Below are 21479 nucleotides of genomic sequence, written 5' to 3' on the forward strand. Positions count from 1 at the left end.
CTTGCCATGCCGAACAATAAGATTCTGATTGTCGAGGACGAAGGTATCATCGCGATGGATATCCGCCGCCAGTTGGAAGATTTCGGTTACGACGTGGTCGCCACCGCATTTTCCGGTGGGCAAGCGATTACCCTGGCCGAAGAACACAACCCCAATCTGGTGCTGATGGACATCGTACTGAAAGGCGATATGGACGGCATTAGCGCGGCGCATGCCATCAGCGAATCCCTACACATCCCAGTCATTTTCCTGACCGCTTACAGCGATCCGGCCACCCTTCGGCGCGCCCAGGCCACCGGCGCTTACGGGTATTTGATCAAGCCATTCCGCCCCGATGAATTGCATGCGTCAATCGAGGTAGCCCTTTACAAGCATCAATTGGAACAAAAGCTTAAGGATAGCGAACAGTGGTTTGCCAAGACCCTGCATTGTATTAGCGACGCCGTGATCGCAACTGATGGTGAAGGCAATATCCGCTTCATGAACCCGGTGGCAGAGACTGCAACCGGATTACGCCTGGAACAGGCCAAAGGCACCGGCGTGGAGCAGCTGATGACGCTGCTGAATGAGAACAATCGGTCGATTATCGAAAACCCCGTACCGCAAACGCTGAAGAGCCGCCAAGTCACCAGCATGGGAGGTGCCACGCTGCTGGTGAGCCAATCAGGTCGCGAATTTCCGGTGGAAGACGGCGCGGCGCCCATTCTGGACGAAGACGGTAGCCTGCTGGGGGCGGTGATGGTGTTTCGAGACATTAGCGAACGACGGCGTATGGAGAAATTGCTGCGCGAGAGCGAGGAGCGCTTTCACAGCGCCTTTGATCTGGCTTCGATCGGGATGGCATTAATTGCCGTCGATGGTGGATTCTTGCAAGTCAACAAATCGCTCACGGACATATTCGGCTATTCCAAGCCCGAATTATTGCAGGCTAATCTGCAAATGCTGACGCACGCAAATAACTCGGACAATGCGCTTGCACTGCGCTTGCGGCAGTTATTGGCCGACGACTTACCGTCGTTTCAAATCGAGATGGAGTGCTTTCACAAAATCGTCGGCAAGATAGTCTGGACCCTGCTGAGCGCATCCCTGGTTCGTGACGCGAATGGTGATCCGCAGTATTTTATTGTTCAGATTCAAGATATTACCAGCCGCAAATTCGCCGAACAGCAATTGCTTTATTTAGCCAATCACGATCCCCTGACCGGTCTGCTGAATCGCGAGCAATTCCAGAGTAGTCTGACACAAGCATTAGCCGCCGTTCAGCGTCACGATACAAAATTGGCCTTGATGTTTTTGGATTTGGATCGTTTTAAATTGATCAACGATACCTTGGGCCATCGGCTGGGTGATTTGCTGCTGCAGGCCGTCAGCGACCGGTTGCGAGGGGCGGTTCGTGCGCAAGATATTCTGGCCCGACTGGGCGGCGATGAGTTTATCATCCTGCTCAGCGACGTCGTGCAAATCGAGGATGCAGCCAGAGTTGCCGAAAAGACTATCCAATTGTTGGCTCAACCGTTCGCGCTCGAAGGTAACGATATTGTGGTCACGGCCAGCATCGGCATCAGCGTCTACCCGGACGATGGCAAGGATAGCCATGCCTTACTGATGAATGCCGATGCGGCGATGTATTTGGCCAAGGAACGAGGGAAAAATAACTATCAATTCTATACGCAAGCGATGACCGAAAGATCGCTGGAACGCATGACCATTGAGCGGGGTCTGCGGCACGCGCTGGCTAATAACGAATTACGGGTGTATTACCAGCCACAGATCGATTTAGCCAGCGGCCTGGCAACCAGTGTCGAAGCCCTGGTTCGTTGGCAGCACCCTCAATGGGGATTGGTATATCCGGACCGATTTATCGGGGTTGCCGAAGAGACCGGATTGATCGTGCCGATTGGCGCCTGGGTGTTGCGAAGCGCCTGCCTGCAGGTCAAGGAATGGCGTGATAACGACGGGCCGTTTAGTGCCGTGGCGGTCAATTTATCGCCGCGCCAGTTTTTGGAAAACAATCTCTACCATACCGTTAAACAGACGCTAGCGGAAACCGGGCTTAACCCGGCCGCATTAGAACTGGAAATCACCGAGTCTGCGGTGATGCAGGACCCCGAACACACTTTGACGGTGTTGTGGCAACTGCGCAAGCTGGGCGTCAAATTGAGCATCGACGATTTCGGCACCGGCTATTCCAGCCTAACGTATCTCAGGCAGTTTCCGGTACAAAGCGTCAAGATCGACCAGTCCTTCGTGGCCGATATTCCGAGCGACGAAGGCTGTCGGACGCTGGTCAGCGCAATTATTGCGCTGACGCACGAGCTAAAACTTAATGTCGTTGCCGAAGGCGTGGAAACCGAAGAACAATTGTCATTTCTTGGCAGACATGGTTGCGACTCGTTGCAGGGCTTTATGTTCAGCAGACCGGAAACATCGGCATCGCTGGAAAATGACTTTAAAGTGACGCAGTTTAAGTCGCAATTGGATCGTTACCAGTGAGATGGCCCGACACCGCGATCCGGTATTTTCCATAGCGATCAAGAGGCTGACCATGGGAAAAGCGTATTTATGGCTGGTCTATGACAATAAGACACACCAGCTTGATCTATCCGAAGCGGGAGTACGGGTGTTCGATCGCTGGTGCGTTCCCAATATTTGGACATTGAGTCACGATGCCTCATTTGGCCACGAAATGCCGCTGTTTTGTCAATGGGAATTCGATCAAGTCATCCGCAAGCATACGGAAACATGATTGGATGCCTCATTCGTAAAGGGCGTCGCTTAGATCTGGAGGGGAAGGCAGGCTGGCCCGAACAATGCGGGCCGCGTAATTTTGACCCGGTGCGGCGTGAGGCGGTTGCAGCATCAGATGCAGATGTACCGTTTGAAACGCCTTATCGAAATCGGCATTAATGAATCCCCGCGCCAGTTGCTCGCAAATATTGAAGAGCGCCGAGTAGCGAATGGTTTCGCCGGTACTACAGAGGCTTATTTTGTCGCATAGTACTTTCATTACGGACAGTACCGAGCCGTCCTGGCGCCAGGCAACCGACGTAGCGACGACATCGTCGCCACGGCAGGCGATAGGCGCAAGCGCGCTATAGGCCAAATCGACCAAACCAGCCAATATATTGGCTAAATCGCCCGAGGTAATCGCCTTGAAAGTGGCACTGCCGTAATCCATCAGCAAGGCTTGGTACATGACAATGTCCATATCGGACAAATGGGCTGTTTCCGGGTAATCGGGCTGCTTAATACCAACGCGATCATGAAAGTCGCGGACCAATTGCAGGTACTTGTTCATGGGATTCTCCCGAACAAATGTCAATGAATGACAGCATGAAGTGGTGGAAGTGAGGATAATGGCGCTGGTGGCGCGGCCGCCAGCTTAGGCGTTGTTGTCAGCTTGTTCAAGTAAGTACCACTACGTATTCTTTTGGCCGTGGTTTTCAGTTTCCAATGGTCGCTTTAGCAAATTACCGTCTTCTCACCATAATCAACCGGCTTTTATGGCTCATGGCCAAGATCGGGGCGCGGATTTCATGTCTTTAATTAGCCGACAATATAAGAGTGACGAAATTTAGTATCCAATCCATTTTCCTTTTATTAGGTTCTCAATCGGCATTATGCCGCTATGGCTTAGCAACGCTTATCGTTGTTGCAACCAGTTTGGTAACAATTTATGTTCAGGTAATCGGCGAACGGGCTGCATTTTTACTTTTTTTCTTCGGAGTTATTCAGGTTTCATTTTGGCTGGGTTTATATCCCGGTATTGTTGCAGCCATTCTATCCTTGGCTTCGGTCAATCTGTTTATATTGCTGCCTTTAACAATAGAAGTCGGCGATGTAGTGTTACTGAATGCCGGATTTGGTTTTGTTTCAGCCGTGATGATTGTTACGACAAGTTTTCACAGGCAATTAGCCGAGGCACTTTGGGAAAGCCGTCAAGATTTTCTACATGCGCAAACCCTCGGCCAAATGGGCAGTTGGCGATTGAATGTCGCCCGAAACGAATTGATTTGGTCCGACGAGAATCATCGCATTTTCGGTATCTCCAAAACCACACCGATGACCTATGAAACGTTTCTCGCGATTGTGCATCCCGATGACCGGGAATATGTCGATCGCATGTGGCAAGCCGGTTTGCGTGGAGAACCCTACGATATTGAGCACCGGTTAGTCGTGGACGGTAAAGTCAAATGGGTAAGAGAAAAAGCCGTTTTGGAATTCGATAACAAAGGCAATTTGCTCGGCGGCTTCGGAATTACCCAGGATGTGACCCGACGGATCGATTTGCAGGATCAGTTAACCAAAGTCGCCGCGGCGGTACCCGGTCTGATTTGTTCCTTTCGGCTGCGTCCGGATGGTAGTGCCTGCATGCCTTATGCCAGCCCGGTCATCGATTCTATCTATGGGATGGGTATAGAGGTGGTCTCCCAAGATTTTAACCCGGTATTTGCGCGCATCCACCCCGATGATATTGGCTGTATTCACGCATCTATCGCCGAATCGGCTCGCAGTCAGCAACCCTGGCACGACAAGTATCGCTATAGCCACCCGACAAAGGGTGAAGTTTGGCACGAAGGCCATTCGCTGCCGACGCAGGAAGCCGATGGTAGTATTCTTTGGCATGGCTACGTGCACGACGTTACCGAACACATTTTCGCAGAAAAAGTGCTTCAGGAACGAATCGACCGTTATGAGTTGGTCCTCAACGGGGCCCAGGACGCTATTTGGGACTGGGACGTTCCTAACCGGCGAGTCAATTATTCTTCTCGATGGAAAGCGCTTCGCGGTTATGCGGAACATGAAATCGGGATTGATGAAGAAGAATGGAGCAACAATATCCATCCCGATGACCTTGAAAGGATATTAGCGTCGGTTCAGCGTCATTTTGCTGGTGAAACACCGGTGTTTTGTGAGGAATATCGGATACGTTGTAAAGATGGAACCTGGAAATGGGTTCTGGACCGGGGGCTCGCGCGTCGAGACGGCAACGGTATAGTGATTCGCATGGCTGGTTCGGAAAGCGATATTACAGAACGTAAGATTGCCGAAAATGCTTTGCGCGATCGGGAAACACAACTGCGGTTAATCATGGATGCGACACCGGCGCTGATAGCGTATCTGGATCTGGATTTTCATTATTTACGTGTCAACGCCACCTATGAAAAGTGGTTCGGGCTTTCGGTCGAACAGATTTTAGGGCGGAAAGTCGAGGAGATTATCGGCCGCGAGGCTTGGCTGCTGGTAAGTCGCTTTCTGCAGCGTGCTTGCGACGGAGAACCTGTCAGTTTCGACCAGAAAATTCCCTATGGGGTCGGTGCTGCACGTTGGGTGCATGCGACGTATCTACCCAATATCGATGCTAACGGTATTGTCTTAGGAATAGTTGTGCATGTATTTGACATTGGAGAACGGGTGGTATCTGAGCAAAAAATCACTTTATTGAACCAACGTTTGCAACGCCGGGTACAGGAAATGCAAGTTATTTTCAACACAGTACCCATCGGTTTAAGTATTGCCGACAGTGCGGATGGCAAGCATATCCGCGGTAATGCAGTACTTGAGCGTATGCTGGGCTTGCCACCTAAAAGTGAGGTTTCGATACGGCTAAGTTTTGCTACCAAGATTAGTGTTAAGCAAAATGGTACCGAATTGGCGGACGAAGACTTACCGATGGAACGCGCGATTCGAGGCGAATTGGTCTCTAATCAAGTTATTGAAGTTATTCGTCCCGGTCATAAAATTGTCACAGTTTTGTGTAATACCTCGCCGTTACTGAACGAGGACGGCGTACCACGCGGGGCTGTCGGGGCATTTATGGATATTACCGCACTCAAGCAAGCCGAGGAATCGGTTCGCGAAAGTGAGGCATTTGTGCGCGATGTACTTAACTCGCTACCGGAGCACGTCGCTGTACTGGATGAGAATGGTTTGATAGTTGCTGTAAACGAGCCATGGGAGCGATTCGCAATAGTGAATGGTAGCTCTGCTTCCGAATTGTCGGTGGGGACGAACTATCTGGATGTGTGCCGACGCTCGTCCAGTATGGGCGATCCGGAGGCCACCAAAGTCTTAGAAGGACTGGAGGCTTTGTTTGCTGGAGTACAGAGCAGTTTTGTCATGGAGTATGCTTGTCCGACTGAGAAACGTACTCTCTGGTTTTTAATGCACGCCAAACGATTCGTTCATGGCGATAAAGCGATAATTATCACCCATGTCGATATTACCGAACATAAGCTTGCTGAAACTGCGTTGCGAGAGTATCAAGCTCGGCTCGCTTTGATTGTCGATCAGGTAAAAGCCGGTTACTGGGATTGGGATTTGATAGCTCGCCAATTATTCTTATCGCCGGAAGCAAAACAGCAAATCGGCTTTGATGATTGTGACATACCCTCCGGGCGGGAATCCTGGGAGGAGCGCCTGCATCCTGACGACCGCCCGTTCGTGTTGAAATTGGCGGAAGATTGCATTGCTGGTTTACGACCTCATTATGATGTTGAATGCCGCTTTCGGCACAAAGACGGTAGTTACCGCTGGTTCCACTCTCGTGGCGTGTTGTTACGGGATTTGGATAATAACCCCTATCGTGTGCTGGGTATCAATCTGGACGTAACCGAATACATTCGCCAAAAACAGCTGAGCGGACGACGGGAAAAGATCGAACACGCTTTTCGATTATACATCGCTGTGCAGACGGCTTCCGCCATCGCCCACGAATTGAATCAGCCGCTAACAGCCATTTCGTCTTACGCCGATGTTGCCCTGCATCTATTAAAGACTGATAGCTCGAATCAGCAAAAACTTTCTCAATTATTGGAAAACTGTTCGACCCAGGCGCAACGCGCGGGGGATGTGATACGGCAATTGTTGGCCCTGTTACAAAAAGAAGAAATACCTAGCGAAGCGTTGGATATCAATTTAGCCGTCCAGGAGGCAATAGACTTGGTGAATGTCGATGAGTTTAGCCACGCGTTTATCGTCGAAACCGACCTTGCCGCCGATTTGCCGCCAGTCATAACCAATGCACTGCAAGTCCAGAAAGTGCTGATCAATTTAATACGCAATGGTTTGGAGTCGATGCAAGACTATGGCGAAAGCGCCAACAAAATTGCGGTTATCAGTCGTCGTTCGGCCCTTGATTCGTCCATGGTTCAAGTGACCGTGCGGGATAGCGGCAAAGGGGTTGAGGATGATGCGACGTTGCGCAAACTTTTTCGGCCTTTCTACACCACAAAGTCGAAAGGCTTGGGCATGGGTCTAGCGATTAGCCGTTCCTTGATTGCGGCGCATGGAGGGAAGATGTGGGCGGAAAAAAATCCGGACCAAGGCCTTTCGCTTCACTTTACCTTGCCGTTTGCCGCATGAATCTCCAACCCTGTGTTTTCATTGTCGACGATGATTATGCGGTACGCGATAGTCTCGGACAAGTCATGGAAGCCGCGGGTTTGCCTTACCTGCTCTTTGAAAGTGCCGAACATTTTCTGGAAGTTTATAACCCCGGACACCCGGGGTGCTTATTACTTGATTTAAATATGCCGAATATGACCGGCGACGAGTTACAAACTGAGTTGATCCGTTTAAACATTCAGTTACCCATCATTTTTTTAACTGCATTTGGTGACATACCGACGACGGTACGCGTTATTAAAGCAGGAGCGATCGATTTTCTCACCAAGCCTATTGTCAGTAAGCAATTGGTCGAACGGGTGGAAACTGTACTACAGCAACAATCTTTACTACTGGAACAAAGTAAATGTAACCGCATTACAACGCTGACTAGACGCGAATTGGATGTCATGCGCTTGGTGATTGCGGGTCATTCCAATAAACAAATTGCTCGGCAATTGGGCATCAGCTACCGTACCGTAGAGATACACAGAGCGCGCGTTATGGAGAAAACCGGCGCAAGTAATCTTTTGGATTTAGTTCGCTTTTGTAGCGAATGCCAAATTCCATGTAAACCTGCCCAATAAGCATTAGATACTGTCGTCAGAAGATTATGAGATACTTCTTGTATCTTACAGGAAAACCGAGTTTGGGAGTTATTGGCGCCACGACTACCTGGGCGCGCCGGAGCCTGGGGGCGGAAAAGCGCGCGATAACCGATTGTTTATCAATGCAGTTTTCTGGATTTTGCTCACCGGTTCGCCCTAGCGGGACTTGCCGCCTGATTACGGTGATTGGAAAAACACCCGACGTCGGTTTTGCCGATGGCGAGACATGGGAAGGCTTATTGGAACAATTGGCGATAGAGCCTGACTACGAGTGGTTGATGATAGATGCCAGCCATATCAAAGTGCATCCCCATGCCTCAGGTGCCAAAGGCAGTAACCAAGACATGGCGGTCACAAAAGGGGATTCAACAGCAAGATACCTCTGGCCGTGGATGCGCATGGTATGCCAGTCAGAGTATTTATTACAGCAGGTACCGTTGCAGATTGCACGTAGGCTTCAAGCTTGATTGATGGCTTCAGTGCCGAGCATTTGCTTGCCGACCGAGGCTAAGACACTGATGCCATCGTTGCTAAAGCGGAATCTCAGCAAATGGCCGTGGTCATCCCGCCCAAAAAGAATCGCGTTAATCCAAGGGCCTACGACAAAGCACTTTACCGTCTTCGGCATTTGGTCGAAAACGTGTTTTTGCATTTAAAACGATGGCCAGGCATTGCCACGCGTTACGCTAAAAACTCGGCTTCATTCTTAGCCGCAGTACAAATCCGTTGCATTGCTCTTTGGGCTGCTATCTTGTGACGATACTATCTAGCTATACCAATCTTTTTGGCGGCCAACCTTTAAAATCTTGTCATGACCACTCAAGAGCATCTGCGTATTAGTCAGAATACCGGGGACCTGCCGCCTTGGTGGCGATGGGGCCCCTATGTCAGCGAAAGATCGTGGGGAACGGTACGCGAGGATTACAGTCCGGATGGCGATGCCTGGCGTTATTTACCGCACGATCTGGCACGTAGCAAGGCTTATCGCTGGGGTGAGGACGGTTTAGCGGGTATTTGTGATCGTTACCAATTATTGGTTTTTAGCTTGGCGCTGTGGAATGGCCGCGATGCTATCCTGAAAGAACGAGCATTCGGTCTGAACGCCTGGGAAGGCAATCACGGCGAAGATGTTAAGGACTATTACTTTTATCTGGATAATACCCCGACGCATAGCTATATGCGTTATCTGTATAAGTATCCGCAAGGTCGTTTCCCCTACCAAGAACTGATTGACGAAAATCGCCGCCGAGCCGGTAAAGGCCCTGAATACGAACTCCTGGACACCGGCATCTTTAACGACGAGCGCTATTTCGATATCGAAGTGGAATATGCCAAAGCGTCGCCGGACGATATTTGCATTAGGATCACCGCGTTCAATCGCGGACCTGAACGGGCGCCGTTGCATATTTTGCCGCAACTTTGGTTCCGTAATACCTGGGCGTGGAGCGAACCGCGCGGGGAGGAACCGATCATTAAATTGCTGAGAGACAGCAGCTCTTCTAACACGACGTGTTTATTCGCTGACAGTTCGGGACGCGGACCGTTGCCGGGTCTGTTATTTCCGTATCAGTTACCGAACTATTATCTTTATACCGATGGCGACTGTACTGCGTTGTTTACCAACAATGAGACCAACCGCCAACGGGTTTATGGCGCGACGTCACCCGATACGCCTGACTATACCAAAGACGCGTTTCATCGCCACCTTATCGACGGGGAAGACTGCATCAATCCGGCTCAGTCAGGCACCAAAGCCGGCCTGCATTTTCAGATGGTCATTCCGGCCGGCGAATCCGTACAATTGATCTTACGCTTAACGCCCGAGGCAACAGAAATACCCTTCACTGACTTCGCATCGATTTTCAGTCAACGTAAGGCGGAAGCGGATGCCTTTTATGCAAAGATTCATCCGGCTACCGCCAGCCCGGAACTACGTCACGTCCAACGGCAAGCTTTTGCCAATTTATTATGGAATAAACAGATTTATCTGTTCGATGTAAACAAATGGTTCAAGGGCGATAGTCCGCAAGCCCCACCGCCCGCTTCAAGACTCGGCATTCGCAATCGCCACTGGATACACCTGAATTCCATGCGGGTGCTGATTATGCCGGACAAATGGGAGTATCCCTGGTTCGCGGCCTGGGATTTAGCATTTGCCTGTATTCCGATGGCGTTAATCGATCCTGCATTTGCCAAAGAGCAGCTCCGATTAATGTTATTCGAGCAATTCCAGCATCCTAACGGGCAGATCCCCGCCTATGAATGGGAGTTTTCGGATTTGAATCCTCCCGTGCATGCCTGGGTAGTTTGGCGAGTTTACAATATGGAAAAGCGCGGGCATCACACTCCTGATCGGGCATTTTTAGAGCGGTGTTTTCATAAATTATTAATCAACTTTGCCTGGTGGATTAATAAAGTCGACAGCCGCGGCAATAATGTGTTTGAAGGCGGTTTTTTGGGGCTGGATAACATAACCGTGCTCGACCGCAGCCAACCGTTGCCCGCCGGCGAAGTGCTGGAGCAATCCGATGCCACCGGCTGGATGGCGATGTACTGTTTAAACATGATGCGCATCGCGTTGGAATTGGCGGAAGAAAACAAGACTTACGAAGGGCTGGCGACCAAGTTTCTGGAGCATTATGTTTACATTGGCGCCGCGATGAAACAAATGGGCGGCCGCAACTACCAACTCTGGGATGACGAAGATGGTTTTTTTTACGACGTATTGCGCCACGCCGACGACAGCTTTCATAAATTCCGGGTCAGATCATTAGTCGGCCTAATACCGTTATTTGCGGTGGAACGTCTGGAAACAGACTGGATTCAACCCTTTCCCAACTTCCGGGCCAATTTCGATTGGTTTTTAGAGAATCGCAGCTTTTTTGCCCAATTTACTCATCACATTAGCTCGCCCCATGGACAAACCACTTACGTTTTAAGTATCCCCGATCAAAACCAAATCAAACGTATCCTGGCCCGGGTTTTCGACCGGAACGAATTCCTGTCACAATTCGGCATCCGTAGCCTTTCCAAAATCCATCAGCAACAGCCCTTTCGATACGGGACAGGCGAAGTGGGTTATGAACCGGCCGAAGCGGAGTCGAAGCTAAAGGGCGGAAACTCCAATTGGCGTGGCCCAATCTGGTTTCCAACCGGTTTTTTGATGATAGAAGCACTACGTAAACTGAATAAGGCTCTGGGGGAGGATTTTCTAATTGAAGTGCATTTTGACGATAACCTCACGCCGGTTTCGATGAGCTTGGGCAGCTTGGCCGAGGAACTTGCTAAACGGATGATCAGTCTGTTTTTACCGGATGCAAACCAACATCGGCCTATTTACGGCGATAACCCGAATTTTCAACAACTGCCGAACTGGCGAGACCATCTGCTATTTCACGAATATTTTCATGCCGAAACCGGTCAAGGCCTCGGCGCCTCTCATCAAACTTGGACAAGTTTAGTTGCGACCTTAATCGACGAATGGCTGTGTTGAATGTGGCCGGGTCAAAACCATACCTCCGGAGAGGATTAGGTTAGGATATTCCGAAAGCAATGCAGAGAATTTATCTAACATCCGTATCTGTCTGCCGTTGTTTTGTTGAACTCTTGAACGAGTTCCGCTGGAAGCAAAGGCGTGGCACCATTATGTGACGCAACGAAGGCCCCAAGTTGGCAGGCGTGTTCGAGAACGGTACGCGTGTCGGTTCCTCGAGTCAGGCCAACGATAAGACCTGCCATGAAGGCATCTCCTGCCCCAACCGTGTCTTTCACAACTACCTGTGGGGCAGGCGCGGTTACAAGTGTTTTACCACGTTCCCACAAGGCGGCGCCTTTTTCGGCCCTTGTGACACAGATAAGTGATGCATTGGTCACTTCGGCAAGCATTGAACAGGCTTCTGTGATTGCCTCCTCATCTTGTGGCGTGTCAGTCGTCCCTTCTCCCGTCTTTAGCCAGGAGGCAAGCTGGCCGACTTCGCCATCGTTCAATTTCAGAACGTCAGCGCGTTTTGCCAGTTCAATGATAAGAGGCGGTTCCGCGAAAGGCGGACGCAGATTCACATCGAAGAACTTCAAAGGGCCCTTCACCGCAAGAAGTCGATCCAATTGTGCCAGATTATAGGGCGAACGGCCGGCGAGCGATCCGAACGCAAAGCCGCGGGCTTTCGCGACGGCTTTTAGAGCTTGGTCAGGAACGCTGATTTCATCCCATGCCGCTGGCTGTACAAGTTCGTAGGTCGCGTTCCCGTTTTCGTCCACAGTGACCAATACGATACCGGTTTGAAGACCTAGCCGAACACGGCTAATGAATTCCACGTTGACCCCTTTGTCTTTCGCTACCTCCAGAATCTCGTCACCGAGAGTGTCCTGTCCGACGGCCGAGATGAGCGAAACGGATACGCCCAATTGCGCCAGATGCGCACTCACGTTAAACGGAGCGCCACCGGCGTGCCTCCCTGATGGCAGACAGTCCCAGAGAATTTCGCCAAAGGAGTAGAAGTCAGTGTTCATAAGTTTACGTCCGGTTCGTAAATGAAGATAAGGTCTTGATCCATTCCCTTTGGATCGATGGCGGATTCGAATATCAGCAGGTTTTCCGTGCCAATCAAGCAATGCTCCATGCCAGGCTCAAAATGAAACGCCGCTCCTGGCCTTAGCAATTCGACTGTCATTGCTTGATCCTTAGCGCGCCGCCAAAGAATCAGCCCGGCGCCTTCCAGTACCTCCAGGCTTTCATTTTTTTCCTCATGCATTTCGAGTGCAAGGTATCCGCCTTCTCGGATCACCAGAAATTTATCCACATTCGGATGGGCATGCCGAGTAATGACAACCCCACCCCAGCCCGTTTTGATAACGTGTTGGTTGCAGTGTTCTATTTGTGCCATTAATTCAGTAAACCGTGATGTGGTTTCACCGACCGGAACGCTAAAATAGTGACGCCATAACCGACATGCCTCGCGACAATAACGGTTAAAACTCTCGGTAGAATCGATCGATGAAAACGTTGTTAGCTCAGTGGCGAACATTGCAAACTGCGGATCGGCGGTCAGCTTCTCGTGGTTCAGCTCTAAAACCTTGTTCATTAGGTCAGTGCCCCTGTGAAGTGGACACACCGTGCATTCCCGCCGAACCGCTCAGTCTCGGCCACATAAACCCGTACACAGCAACAACGGCAAAACAGAACATCGGGACGATGAATCCTCGCGAAAGATCGTAATTGTCGGCCACATGCCCCATTAGTTTCGGCAAAATAGCCCCACCCATGATCGCCATCACGATGAATGAAGACGCTTTTTTGGCGCGTTGACCAAGGCCAAAAATGCCCAAAGCAAATATGGTCGGGAACATAATGGACATAAAAAAGTAAATGACGAAGACAGAAACCACGGAGACCCAGCCCAGCTTCGCGAAAACCAGCAGGCAAAGTACAACGCAGGCAGCGGAGTAAAACCCGAGCACCTTGTGCGCAGCGAACTTCTTTAATATAGCACTGCCTGTGAAGCGACCAATAAGAAAACAGAGAAAACCAAACGAGGCCAGATTCGACGCGCCTTTATTGCTGAAGCCTAAATCGCCGTCCGGGTGTATTTCAAACCACCCGCCAAACCAGCCCGATTCGCCCAAAACATTCCATGAGGCAGGAACTGGCGGAACCTGTGATGTCATGTAGTTGATGAAAAAACTAAAAATGCCGGCCTGCGCTGCAACGTATAGAAATTGTGCAATAACAGCCATCCAGAAGTGTGGATGCGACCAGATGGAATGGGAGATATTGGGCATGGAGTCATCAAGGTGATAGTCGTCCTCCATCTCAATATCCGGCATAGGCGCGAAGTAAAAGATGATCGCGAGGATGAGGGTAAGCACGCCAATCGCTGCGTAGGGAATCCAGAGGTTTTCACTACCTGTGCTTTCACCTGCAGCGTTTTTGGAATAAAAAAACATTCCACCGACAATCGGCCCAAGCAGTAATCCTATGCCGTTGGTGGATTGCGCGAGATTGATGCGGGTGGCTGCGAACGACACTGGCCCCAAGACTGTTGTGTAAGGGTTTGCGATCGTCTCCAGAAATGTGAGTCCAGCAGCAATAATGCATACGCCAAGCAGAAACGCCCAAAATGAGCCTATTTGCGTAGCCGGGATGAACCAAAACCCGCCGATTGCCGTTATCAACAGTCCGGTAATTATGCCGCCCTTATAGCCGAGCTTTGTTGCCAACCAACCCGCTGGTAACGCCATTAAAAAGTAACCGAGATAATGCGCAAATTGTACCCAGGCCGATTGGGCAAGTGTCAGATGTAGTTCTTCCTGAAAATGCTTGTCCATTACGTCGATCATCCCGTTGCAGAAACCCCAAAGGGCGAATAGCAGGATAAGGAGGACAAAGGTGAAGAAGGTGTTTCTGCCATCCTCCAAAACAAACATGCCTTTGTTTGGTGCAAGTCGTGGGTCCAGCAACGTTGGTAGATGCTCGGGTGTGACCATAATCGTGATCTCCGCAAGGAAAAAGTTTTTAGAAAGTCACGCCCATCTGCGCACCAATGACAACCGCATCAGGAATGTCTCCAGTACCGCCGGGATCGATAACATATTGTAGGTCGGGTTGAAAATAACCCCAAGGCGTAAGCTGAAAACGGTGCGCGAATTCCAACACCTTCTCGGACCGCGCACTGCCCTGTCCAGGAACATGCACGCTACGCGCGTAAGCCCTGCTAATATCGCCGTAGATGAAATGTAACATCGTGCGGTCTTTATCCCGCGTAGGAAACAAGCCTTTGTAGTTTAAGCCCAAGTTTATCTGGAACGGTACGATTGATATTGCTGTTTGGGGATAGTAGCCGGCGGCCAGAAATGCGAATAATCCCTGGCCGTCGGTCGGCGTTTCCTGATAAATCATTTGATCGGCATGCGCATAGAAGCCGTATGAGTGATCTTCGAAGCCGCCTTCAAATCGCTTATACAAATCCCACCCCGAATAGGTAAGCCCGACCCAATAGTGCCCCGGCAATCCTTCCTTTAGCAGCGCAGGCATCGATTTTTTGTCGCCGGTGGCGTTATCATTGTTGGTAAAAAGCAATGGCGACCAGCCAATCTGTGCAATCGCGGTATAACCATCATTGCCGGAGATACCCCAATTCAGACCGTTGTCGTTAGCATTAAATTGATCTTCTGACGTTTGGAAGATCCCAAGCTTAACGTTGTAATCGGGCGACGGATCGTAAAACAACGCCCCGGCCCAAACCGCGAATGGATAAGCCGAAAAACGCGTATTGAAGAGAACATTCCGGATGTCGCCGTTGATACCATTATTCAGCGAGTAACCATAGAAGGGAGAGGCATTAAAGTCGTCCGATGCGCCAAAACGTCCGAGTTTCAACCTGAGTTTATTCTCGAGCAGTTTTTGCTGAAGATAGACCTGATAGAGAAATGGGTGCTGACCGCCGACCATTTGTTGTACCGAATAAATGCTCCCGACGTAATCTGTGGTGAGACTGACGCCGCTTCGATTGATTCCACTGATAACGAACAAGCCGTCCCGCCAGTCGAAAAGTTTTTCGAGATCGAATTTCAAGCCAAAAAATGCGTCATCCACATAAGTCGAGTTCTGCGGATGAGTCCCACCGCTGACGTTGCCATTGAAAATACTGTTGTAGAACGCGAATGCTTCGACGCCGGAGTCTAACAAGCGGTCGCGAACTCCCCACCAATTTCCAGTCAGGTGATCCGCTTTGTCGAAGGCGCTAGCCTGCAGCGTAGCTTCTTCACGCGCCTGAAGGATTGATTGATACGAGGTGGAAAGTGGCACTGAGTCGTGCGCAACTGCGTCGCAAATAAAAGAAAAAACCCAGATAAGACACAGATAAACTTCATTTAAAGCTGTTCTGATATCGCTCCCACGCTGGTGAGACGAGAGCTCGGTTGTCATACTGGATTCCACTTTCGCGGAATAAAGACCATTGACGGAGCCAATTATGATCCGTCTCCAAGACCGCTAAGCGATAGCATTGACGTTATTCGGCAGAGGACGAATGATGGCGACTATGTTCGGGAATTTCCGCATTGCCGTGCGCCGCCGCCTGTGCGTCGAACCACTCGTGCAGCGCCTGCACAAACAGCGGATATTCACTTGAAAAATGAATCTGTCCACCATTATCCAAGGCTTGATATTCAACTTTAATATCGTCGGCTTTTGCCTTTTTTAATTGGGAAAGCCCCGGTATTTCAACACCGTGCAGACGTTCTGTAACCGAATAATCGCCGGCTTTATATTGTTCCGCCCTTTTGAGCAAATAAGCTTGAATCAATTTTATTTGCGAGGCGTTATCCGCCGATTTGATCAAAACATGCTGGACGCCACCGTGCACAGTTTTAGTAAAGGTTTGTACCGTCCCCTTCACCGCAAAAGGTACCACTTCCTGCAAGCGCTCGGCATTAATGGGAACGGCTTGTGTCTGTTCAATGGCCTGCACGGCGATAACGCACTGCAACAAGCCTAATACTATCAATAGAAAATTTTTCATGGCGATACTCTGCATTGGCTTTGCCCCTGTTGGTTTGTATAGCGCTTCTTAGCCTAAGTCCTGCTGTACACAAAATTCGGTTTCGCATGATCTTTAAGAGTGCCATCGGGCAAATTGATTAAGCCGCTCGACATTGTTTGGTATGAAGACGACCTGGTTCCGGCCTTTTTCCTCGGCTCCGTAACATGCGCTGTCGGCCTGTCCGTCTAGCTCGATGGGAAAAGAGTGGTCATCCTTGCGCTTAAAGTTTGTGAGGCAACGTTGAGTAACGAGGCCTTGCATTAAGTTGGAGCTTACTAATGCTTCTAACGGCAGTACTAAATCGTCTATATTTGATTTGCAAATGTCGTGTCCTAGAACGTCGTTCTCGGCATAACCCAGCGTTGCGAGTACGGCGCGGTTAAAAAAGCTATAACGTCCGTTGCTATCCAGACCGAAAATGCCTTTGCCAGCCGCATCAAACAACAAGCGAAAACGCCGTTCACTGTTCCGCACATGCGAATTTGCACGCTTAAGCTCGACCAATGCCATAACGAGGCTTGCATTGGCAGACTTGAGGATCACGCATTGTTTTTCCAACGGCTCAGGCGCTTCCACACCAATTCTTCCAGGCGCTGCCGGTGCATTTGCAGTTGCCAGAAATACACCTATTGCGATAAATATCAAGCTGATGCCGCAGCGTTTCAGTTCTGTTAAGAAAGTTTTTAAAATATCTTGAGGATTCATGCTTATATCCAGGATCAAGGAAGGTTAAAGTTTTTGAAAACTGCCGCCGCTACTCCAATCAATCGCTACGGTTAGTCCCTCCTGACCAATCTAATAAATTAGATTCAAATGAGGCTAATGGACTGAGCGTACTGAATATAAAGTGGCGCGGTCTGTGCGATAACACACGTAACTTAACGAGTTTATTTCTTACATTTCGATGGGGTCGGGTACGCACCACCCTGTCTCTAACCATTAGATAGTTTCACGCCGTCTGGTCGCCGTTCCCCCTTGGGCGACACATGTCTATATAAAGTTTGCCTGGCAATACCCAATTCTTTACATAGATTTCTATCACGGTCTCAGGCTGCCCAATAGCCCGCCATAGCCAACCGCAGTTTGGCGACTGTCATTTAAAAGTTCTCCCTCCCTTTCGTCCGCGCGCACGAGCCGAAGCCAATCCGGCTACCGTTCGTTCTGAGATCAGCTCCCGTTCAAACTCAGTAAGTGCTGCACAACTTTAGCTCACTGAGGCAATAATCGATCAAATTCTGTTTTAACCACTTTGTAGCACTCGCAAACTTGGCTTTCCAAGCCCGGACGATTCAAGACGCTAAGATGGCCTCTGGTATAACTTATAAAGCCTTTTTGTTGCAATTTCCCTGCAGCGGCTGTGATGCTTTCTCTGCGGACGCCTAGCCTATTGGCTATGCAATCCTGAGTCAGGATCAATTCGTTTGAGGATTGTCGATCAATATTTAAAAGTATCCATCTAGATAGCTGCTGGTAAATTGAATGATGCCGATTGCAAGCAGCTGTCTGGGTTATTTGGGTCATCATTGCTTGTGTGTAGCGCAGCAATAATAGGAACAGTGTCTGGTCGACATCTCCACCAGAATGGCAATTGATTGCTTGTAAGAATAGCGACCGCCGCAGTCGGTAACTGCTGCCCGCGCGACTGACAACAGCTTGATGTGTCATGGTTCCGCCCCCCATGAAAAGAGCGAGGCCTACAAAGCCTTCACTACCCACCAGGGCCAACTCACTCGATAAACCATCTTCAATCCAGTAAACCTTAGACACGATGCATGTTGTAGGAAAATAAACATAACGCAATTCGCAGCCAGATTCGTAAAGAACTTTACCATAGGGCATCTGAACTAATTCCAGGTAGGGCGATAGCGTACATACGTGTTTGTCGGAAGTGCTCCCAATATCATGTTGTGCCTGGCACTCTCGGGCTTGATCATAGGTTTTTCCTGGAGTTGTACAATCGGCCAAAAAATTTTCGCTTAACTAATACAAGAAATTACAACGAGAAAATACTTGGCGACTTTTTAACATGAGCAGCTTTTGCCAGTAATAAGGGCTAATACCTATAGCGAATCAATCAGGACTGACGATGCGACCTTACCGGCGATGAATGTGTTGTCCAAGTAGCGCTGCACTCCCGATTCCGCGCATTGAACAATTTTCAATGTTGAATAGCGTACAGATAACTACCTGGCAAATTTGTAGCCTATTTAGGCCGAATCAATGTGATTGCAAACTTTGTAAATACACTTCAGGAGCAAAAAATGTCGCTATTAACCAAACCAAATGAACTAACGAACGAGAAAACTTCTCAGCAAGATATCGAAGCAAAAGCAGAATACCAAAAACAACTGTCTTGCCAGGAAATTGCAGAGGTTGCATATTTCAAGGCCGAAAAAAGAGGGTTTTTGCCAGGCTACGAACTGGGCGATTGGCTTGAGGCAGAAAAGGAAGTAAGTCTTACATAAGCTCCCTGGCTTTATCCATGTCGTGATAATTCGGCTTGCAAATTAGTCAAATTGGGGGCTGATATATGTTTAATTTGTATCAACTCCCAGTCCGATTATATTTTATGCCGCTCTGCTGCTCATATTAAATGGGAGCATAGCACTATGGACAAACACACTGAGACGAAGAGCACCGAAGACTGGCGCAAAATTGCAGAAAACCGACTTACCACCAAATCTGGAATAGCCTTAGACCATCTAGCACACGACTACAAGCTCTTACATGAACTCCAACTCCATCAAATAGAGCTGGAACTCCAGAATGAAGAACTGCTTCAACTTGAGGATGACATGGAAATTGCTGCTGCGATCATCGGTATGGGTCATACCTTGAGGCTAAAGGTGCTTGCCGAAGGGGGAAACCCAGGAGCAGCTAAAATTTTTAACCGAAAGGGGCTGCGATTATTATCAAGGCTATTACAAAAGTCCTGCGGTGCCGGCCGAGCAGTTCGCATTGCTTCTTCAAAAAAACTACCAAGAATAACATTAGAGCATCACGCTGCTCACTATGACTAGTGTGGTTACACTTTGTTAGACACACTTTTACAATTGTTAAAAAGAAGTGTGAATCCTATGAGCCGAGAAAAGCCCAAAACCGCCAAAGACTGGTTTGTAGGTCACTAGTTCGCTGAATGTGGATTGATTGACTGGCCCTGCTTGGGCCGAAATGCGACCGACGGGAAGGGATCGTATTACTCCGTCAATTATGACGGAGCAAGGTCGGCCGATTTGGGACACGGATTAATCATAATTCAGTGCCGGAAAGTAGCAGCGGCAAAGATAGTCATTTTCTGCAGCAGCTATTGAAGAACAACGAGTAGTGTGATCAGGCGCCTAATAAATCCCATTAGTCTTTAGGGTATATGTGTTATGAATAGCCATAGCAACATCAACTCTGGAATCCAATGACCGATCCAAAAGATAAACAGCCATCAAATGCCAGCCTTCCGGCAAATGATACCGGTTTATTGCCAATTGTCCCGAAAACAAGGATACGTCAACAGGCCGAAGATATTGCTAGGTGCAAAGTTGAGCAATCACCAGGTCAATGCATAACCAAGTCGCCCGAACAGCTCGTTCATGAGCTGCAGGTGCATCAGATCGAGCTGGAATTACAAAATCAGGAACTACATCAAGCGCAATTGGAGAGGGTGTAAGAATTTTTGTGTAAACGGTCATTAGGCAGGAAACTGCCCTTACTTTGAGGAGTAACTATGACCTTACCCAAATCGATCCCAACCGACCTAATCGATACCTTATTGTCCGGCTATCAAAAACCGGAAGACCTGCTGGGCGAAAATGGCCTGCTGAAACAACTCACCAAGGCGCTGGTGGAGCGGGCTTTAGAAGCTGAAATGACCGAACATCTGGGGCATGGCAAGCATGAGTCTGTCAGTAATGCTACGGGGAATACGCGCAACGGCAAAAGCCGTAAAACGCTGAAAGGTGATTTTGGCGCATTGCCGATTGAGATTCCACGTGATCGTCATGGTCAGTTCGAGCCGCAAATCATTGGCAAACACCAATCCCGTTGGACGGGCTTTGACGACAAGATTATTTCGCTTTATGCCCGAGGGCTGACGGTCAGGGAAATCCAGAGCCATCTGGAAGAGCTGTATGGCACTGAAGTGTCGTCTAGCTTGATTTCCTCAGTGACGGACGCCGTGATTGAGGAAGTGAAAGCCTGGCAAACGCGACCGCTCGACCCGGTTTACCCCATCGTTTATCTCGATTGCATCCACGTCAAAGTGCGCGATACCGGTGCGGTGCGGGTCAAGGCCGTTTATCTGGCGATTGGAATTAACCTAAGCGGGGAAAAGGAAGTGCTGGGCTTATGGATTGCCCAAACCGAAGGTGCCAAGTTCTGGTTACAGGTGGTGACAGACCTGAAAAATCGCGGCGTCCAAGACATCTTCATCGCCTGTGTCGATGGCTTGAAAGGCTTTCCCGAAGCGATTGAAACCGTCTATCCACACACAGCCGTTCAACTGTGCATCGTGCATTTGGTCCGCAACAGCCTCAACTATGTCGGCTGGAAAATGCGCAAACAGATCGCCGCCGATCTCAAGCAGATTTACCAGTCAGCCACCGTCGCCAAGGCGGAGCAGAAGCTGGCTGAGTTCGAGGTGCAGTGGAACGAGGCCTACCCTCCCATTGCCCAAATTTGGCGACGTCATTGGGATCGGATCATCCCCTTTTTCGACTATCCGCCGGAGATACGCCGCATCATTTACACCACCAATGCCATTGAGTCGGTCAACATGAGTTTGCGGAAAATCACCAAGAATCGCGGTTCATTTCCCAGTGATGAAGCCTTGTCGAAATTGTTCTATTTGGCCCTGATGAATATCAGTAAAAAATGGACCATGCCTTTGCATGACTGGAAAGCCGCGTTGAATCGGTTTAGCATTCAGTTTGAAGACAGGATGCACAATCGATAA

General features: G+C 49.5%; 18 protein-coding genes and 1 pseudogene. 10 read left to right on the plus strand and 9 right to left on the minus strand.

The genetic code is table 11. The features are described 5' to 3' along the window. Positions 1-6 precede the first annotated feature (6 nt). Positions 7-2493 (plus strand): EAL domain-containing protein, encoded by a 2487-nt coding sequence (locus ACH50O_RS18360; RefSeq protein WP_446809194.1) that lies wholly within the window; start codon positions 7-9, stop codon positions 2491-2493. Between the two features lie 52 nt (positions 2494-2545). Continuing rightward, positions 2546-2746, plus strand: coding sequence for a hypothetical protein (locus tag ACH50O_RS18365; protein WP_446809195.1), 201 nt, complete (start codon positions 2546-2548; stop codon positions 2744-2746). 9 nt (positions 2747-2755) lie between these two features. Here the strand turns inward: ACH50O_RS18365 and ACH50O_RS18370 are convergent, their stop codons facing one another. After that, entirely contained in the window at positions 2756-3298 is a 543-nt protein-coding gene (locus ACH50O_RS18370) for a nucleoside triphosphate pyrophosphohydrolase family protein (protein ID WP_446809196.1), read from the minus strand. 365 nt (positions 3299-3663) lie between these two features. On the opposite strand from ACH50O_RS18370, the gene ACH50O_RS18375 reads away from it, so the two are divergent. From ACH50O_RS18375 to ACH50O_RS18390, 4 genes and pseudogenes are all read left to right on the plus strand, one after another. Further along, on the plus strand, positions 3664-7365 hold the full coding sequence (locus tag ACH50O_RS18375; protein ID WP_446809197.1) for a PAS domain-containing protein: 3702 nt from the start codon (positions 3664-3666) through the stop codon (positions 7363-7365). Between the two features lie 65 nt (positions 7366-7430). Further along, positions 7431-7973 carry a response regulator transcription factor gene (locus tag ACH50O_RS18380; protein ID WP_446809198.1) on the plus strand — a complete coding sequence of 181 codons (543 nt, stop codon included), beginning with the start codon at positions 7431-7433 and terminating at the stop codon, positions 7971-7973. 42 nt (positions 7974-8015) lie between these two features. Further along, positions 8016-8751, plus strand: a pseudogene (locus ACH50O_RS18385) (IS5 family transposase). Positions 8752-8805: 54 nt separating this feature from the next. Further along, positions 8806-11487 (plus strand): MGH1-like glycoside hydrolase domain-containing protein, encoded by a 2682-nt coding sequence (locus tag ACH50O_RS18390; protein ID WP_446809199.1) that lies wholly within the window; start codon positions 8806-8808, stop codon positions 11485-11487. A 74-nt stretch (positions 11488-11561) separates the two neighbouring features. On the opposite strand, the gene ACH50O_RS18395 is transcribed toward ACH50O_RS18390, so the two are convergent. The 8 genes from ACH50O_RS18395 to ACH50O_RS18430 all read right to left on the minus strand — a co-directional run bounded on the left by ACH50O_RS18395 (position 11562) and on the right by ACH50O_RS18430 (position 18373). Continuing rightward, positions 11562-12503 carry a carbohydrate kinase family protein gene (locus ACH50O_RS18395; RefSeq protein WP_446809200.1) on the minus strand — a complete coding sequence of 314 codons (942 nt, stop codon included), beginning with the start codon at positions 12501-12503 and terminating at the stop codon, positions 11562-11564. Then, complete coding sequence (locus ACH50O_RS18400) at positions 12500-13075, minus strand: cupin domain-containing protein (RefSeq protein ID WP_446809201.1); 576 nt, start codon at positions 13073-13075, stop codon at positions 12500-12502. Before ACH50O_RS18400 ends, ACH50O_RS18395 begins: the two co-directional genes overlap by 4 nt. Positions 13076-13079: 4 nt before the next feature. Continuing rightward, positions 13080-14477 (minus strand): sugar MFS transporter, encoded by a 1398-nt coding sequence (locus ACH50O_RS18405; RefSeq protein ID WP_446809202.1) that lies wholly within the window; start codon positions 14475-14477, stop codon positions 13080-13082. Positions 14478-14505: 28 nt separating this feature from the next. Next, on the minus strand, positions 14506-15918 hold the full coding sequence (locus ACH50O_RS18410) for a carbohydrate porin (RefSeq protein WP_446809203.1): 1413 nt from the start codon (positions 15916-15918) through the stop codon (positions 14506-14508). An 85-nt stretch (positions 15919-16003) separates the two neighbouring features. Further along, on the minus strand, positions 16004-16513 hold the full coding sequence (locus tag ACH50O_RS18415) for an aspartate carbamoyltransferase (RefSeq protein WP_446809204.1): 510 nt from the start codon (positions 16511-16513) through the stop codon (positions 16004-16006). Positions 16514-16606: 93 nt separating this feature from the next. Beyond that, a complete protein-coding gene (locus ACH50O_RS18420) occupies positions 16607-17239 on the minus strand; it encodes a PAS domain S-box protein (protein ID WP_446809205.1) in 633 nt (210 codons plus the stop codon). 388 nt (positions 17240-17627) lie between these two features. Beyond that, positions 17628-17705, minus strand: coding sequence for a hypothetical protein (locus tag ACH50O_RS18425; protein ID WP_446812171.1), 78 nt, complete (start codon positions 17703-17705; stop codon positions 17628-17630). 38 nt (positions 17706-17743) lie between these two features. Continuing rightward, positions 17744-18373, minus strand: a complete 630-nt coding sequence (locus ACH50O_RS18430) for a Crp/Fnr family transcriptional regulator (RefSeq protein ID WP_446809206.1) — start codon at positions 18371-18373, stop codon at positions 17744-17746. A 422-nt stretch (positions 18374-18795) separates the two neighbouring features. Between ACH50O_RS18430 and ACH50O_RS18435 the strand changes: the two genes are divergently transcribed. From ACH50O_RS18435 to ACH50O_RS18450, 4 genes are all read left to right on the plus strand, one after another. After that, entirely contained in the window at positions 18796-18999 is a 204-nt protein-coding gene (locus ACH50O_RS18435; protein ID WP_446809207.1) for a DUF2934 domain-containing protein, read from the plus strand. Between the two features lie 144 nt (positions 19000-19143). Continuing rightward, the gene (locus ACH50O_RS18440) at positions 19144-19554 is read left to right on the plus strand and encodes a hypothetical protein (protein ID WP_446809208.1); all 411 of its coding nucleotides are present in this window, start codon (positions 19144-19146) and stop codon (positions 19552-19554) included. 389 nt (positions 19555-19943) lie between these two features. After that, positions 19944-20195 carry a hypothetical protein gene (locus ACH50O_RS18445; RefSeq protein WP_446809209.1) on the plus strand — a complete coding sequence of 84 codons (252 nt, stop codon included), beginning with the start codon at positions 19944-19946 and terminating at the stop codon, positions 20193-20195. Positions 20196-20252: 57 nt separating this feature from the next. Beyond that, positions 20253-21479, plus strand: coding sequence for an IS256 family transposase (locus ACH50O_RS18450; protein ID WP_446809210.1), 1227 nt, complete (start codon positions 20253-20255; stop codon positions 21477-21479).

The sequence above is a fragment of the Methylomonas sp. 2BW1-5-20 genome (assembly GCF_052474515.1).

Excerpts from the sequence above, each read along its gene's own strand:
- ACH50O_RS18360 (WP_446809194.1), top strand. The coding sequence starts at position 7 with ATGCCGAACAATAAGATTCTGATTGTCGAGGACGAAGGTATCATCGCG.
- ACH50O_RS18365 (WP_446809195.1), top strand. The coding sequence starts at position 2,546 with ATGGGAAAAGCGTATTTATGGCTGGTCTATGACAATAAGACACACCAG.
- ACH50O_RS18370 (WP_446809196.1), bottom strand. The coding sequence starts at position 3,298 with ATGAACAAGTACCTGCAATTGGTCCGCGACTTTCATGATCGCGTTGGT.
- ACH50O_RS18380 (WP_446809198.1), top strand. The coding sequence starts at position 7,431 with ATGGAAGCCGCGGGTTTGCCTTACCTGCTCTTTGAAAGTGCCGAACAT.
- ACH50O_RS18390 (WP_446809199.1), top strand. The coding sequence starts at position 8,806 with ATGACCACTCAAGAGCATCTGCGTATTAGTCAGAATACCGGGGACCTG.
- ACH50O_RS18395 (WP_446809200.1), bottom strand. The coding sequence starts at position 12,503 with ATGAACACTGACTTCTACTCCTTTGGCGAAATTCTCTGGGACTGTCTG.
- ACH50O_RS18400 (WP_446809201.1), bottom strand. The coding sequence starts at position 13,075 with ATGAACAAGGTTTTAGAGCTGAACCACGAGAAGCTGACCGCCGATCCG.
- ACH50O_RS18405 (WP_446809202.1), bottom strand. The coding sequence starts at position 14,477 with ATGGTCACACCCGAGCATCTACCAACGTTGCTGGACCCACGACTTGCA.
- ACH50O_RS18410 (WP_446809203.1), bottom strand. The coding sequence starts at position 15,918 with ATGACAACCGAGCTCTCGTCTCACCAGCGTGGGAGCGATATCAGAACA.
- ACH50O_RS18415 (WP_446809204.1), bottom strand. The coding sequence starts at position 16,513 with ATGAAAAATTTTCTATTGATAGTATTAGGCTTGTTGCAGTGCGTTATC.
- ACH50O_RS18420 (WP_446809205.1), bottom strand. The coding sequence starts at position 17,239 with ATGAATCCTCAAGATATTTTAAAAACTTTCTTAACAGAACTGAAACGC.
- ACH50O_RS18430 (WP_446809206.1), bottom strand. The coding sequence starts at position 18,373 with ATGCCCTATGGTAAAGTTCTTTACGAATCTGGCTGCGAATTGCGTTAT.
- ACH50O_RS18435 (WP_446809207.1), top strand. The coding sequence starts at position 18,796 with ATGTCGCTATTAACCAAACCAAATGAACTAACGAACGAGAAAACTTCT.
- ACH50O_RS18440 (WP_446809208.1), top strand. The coding sequence starts at position 19,144 with ATGGACAAACACACTGAGACGAAGAGCACCGAAGACTGGCGCAAAATT.
- ACH50O_RS18445 (WP_446809209.1), top strand. The coding sequence starts at position 19,944 with ATGACCGATCCAAAAGATAAACAGCCATCAAATGCCAGCCTTCCGGCA.
- ACH50O_RS18450 (WP_446809210.1), top strand. The coding sequence starts at position 20,253 with ATGACCTTACCCAAATCGATCCCAACCGACCTAATCGATACCTTATTG.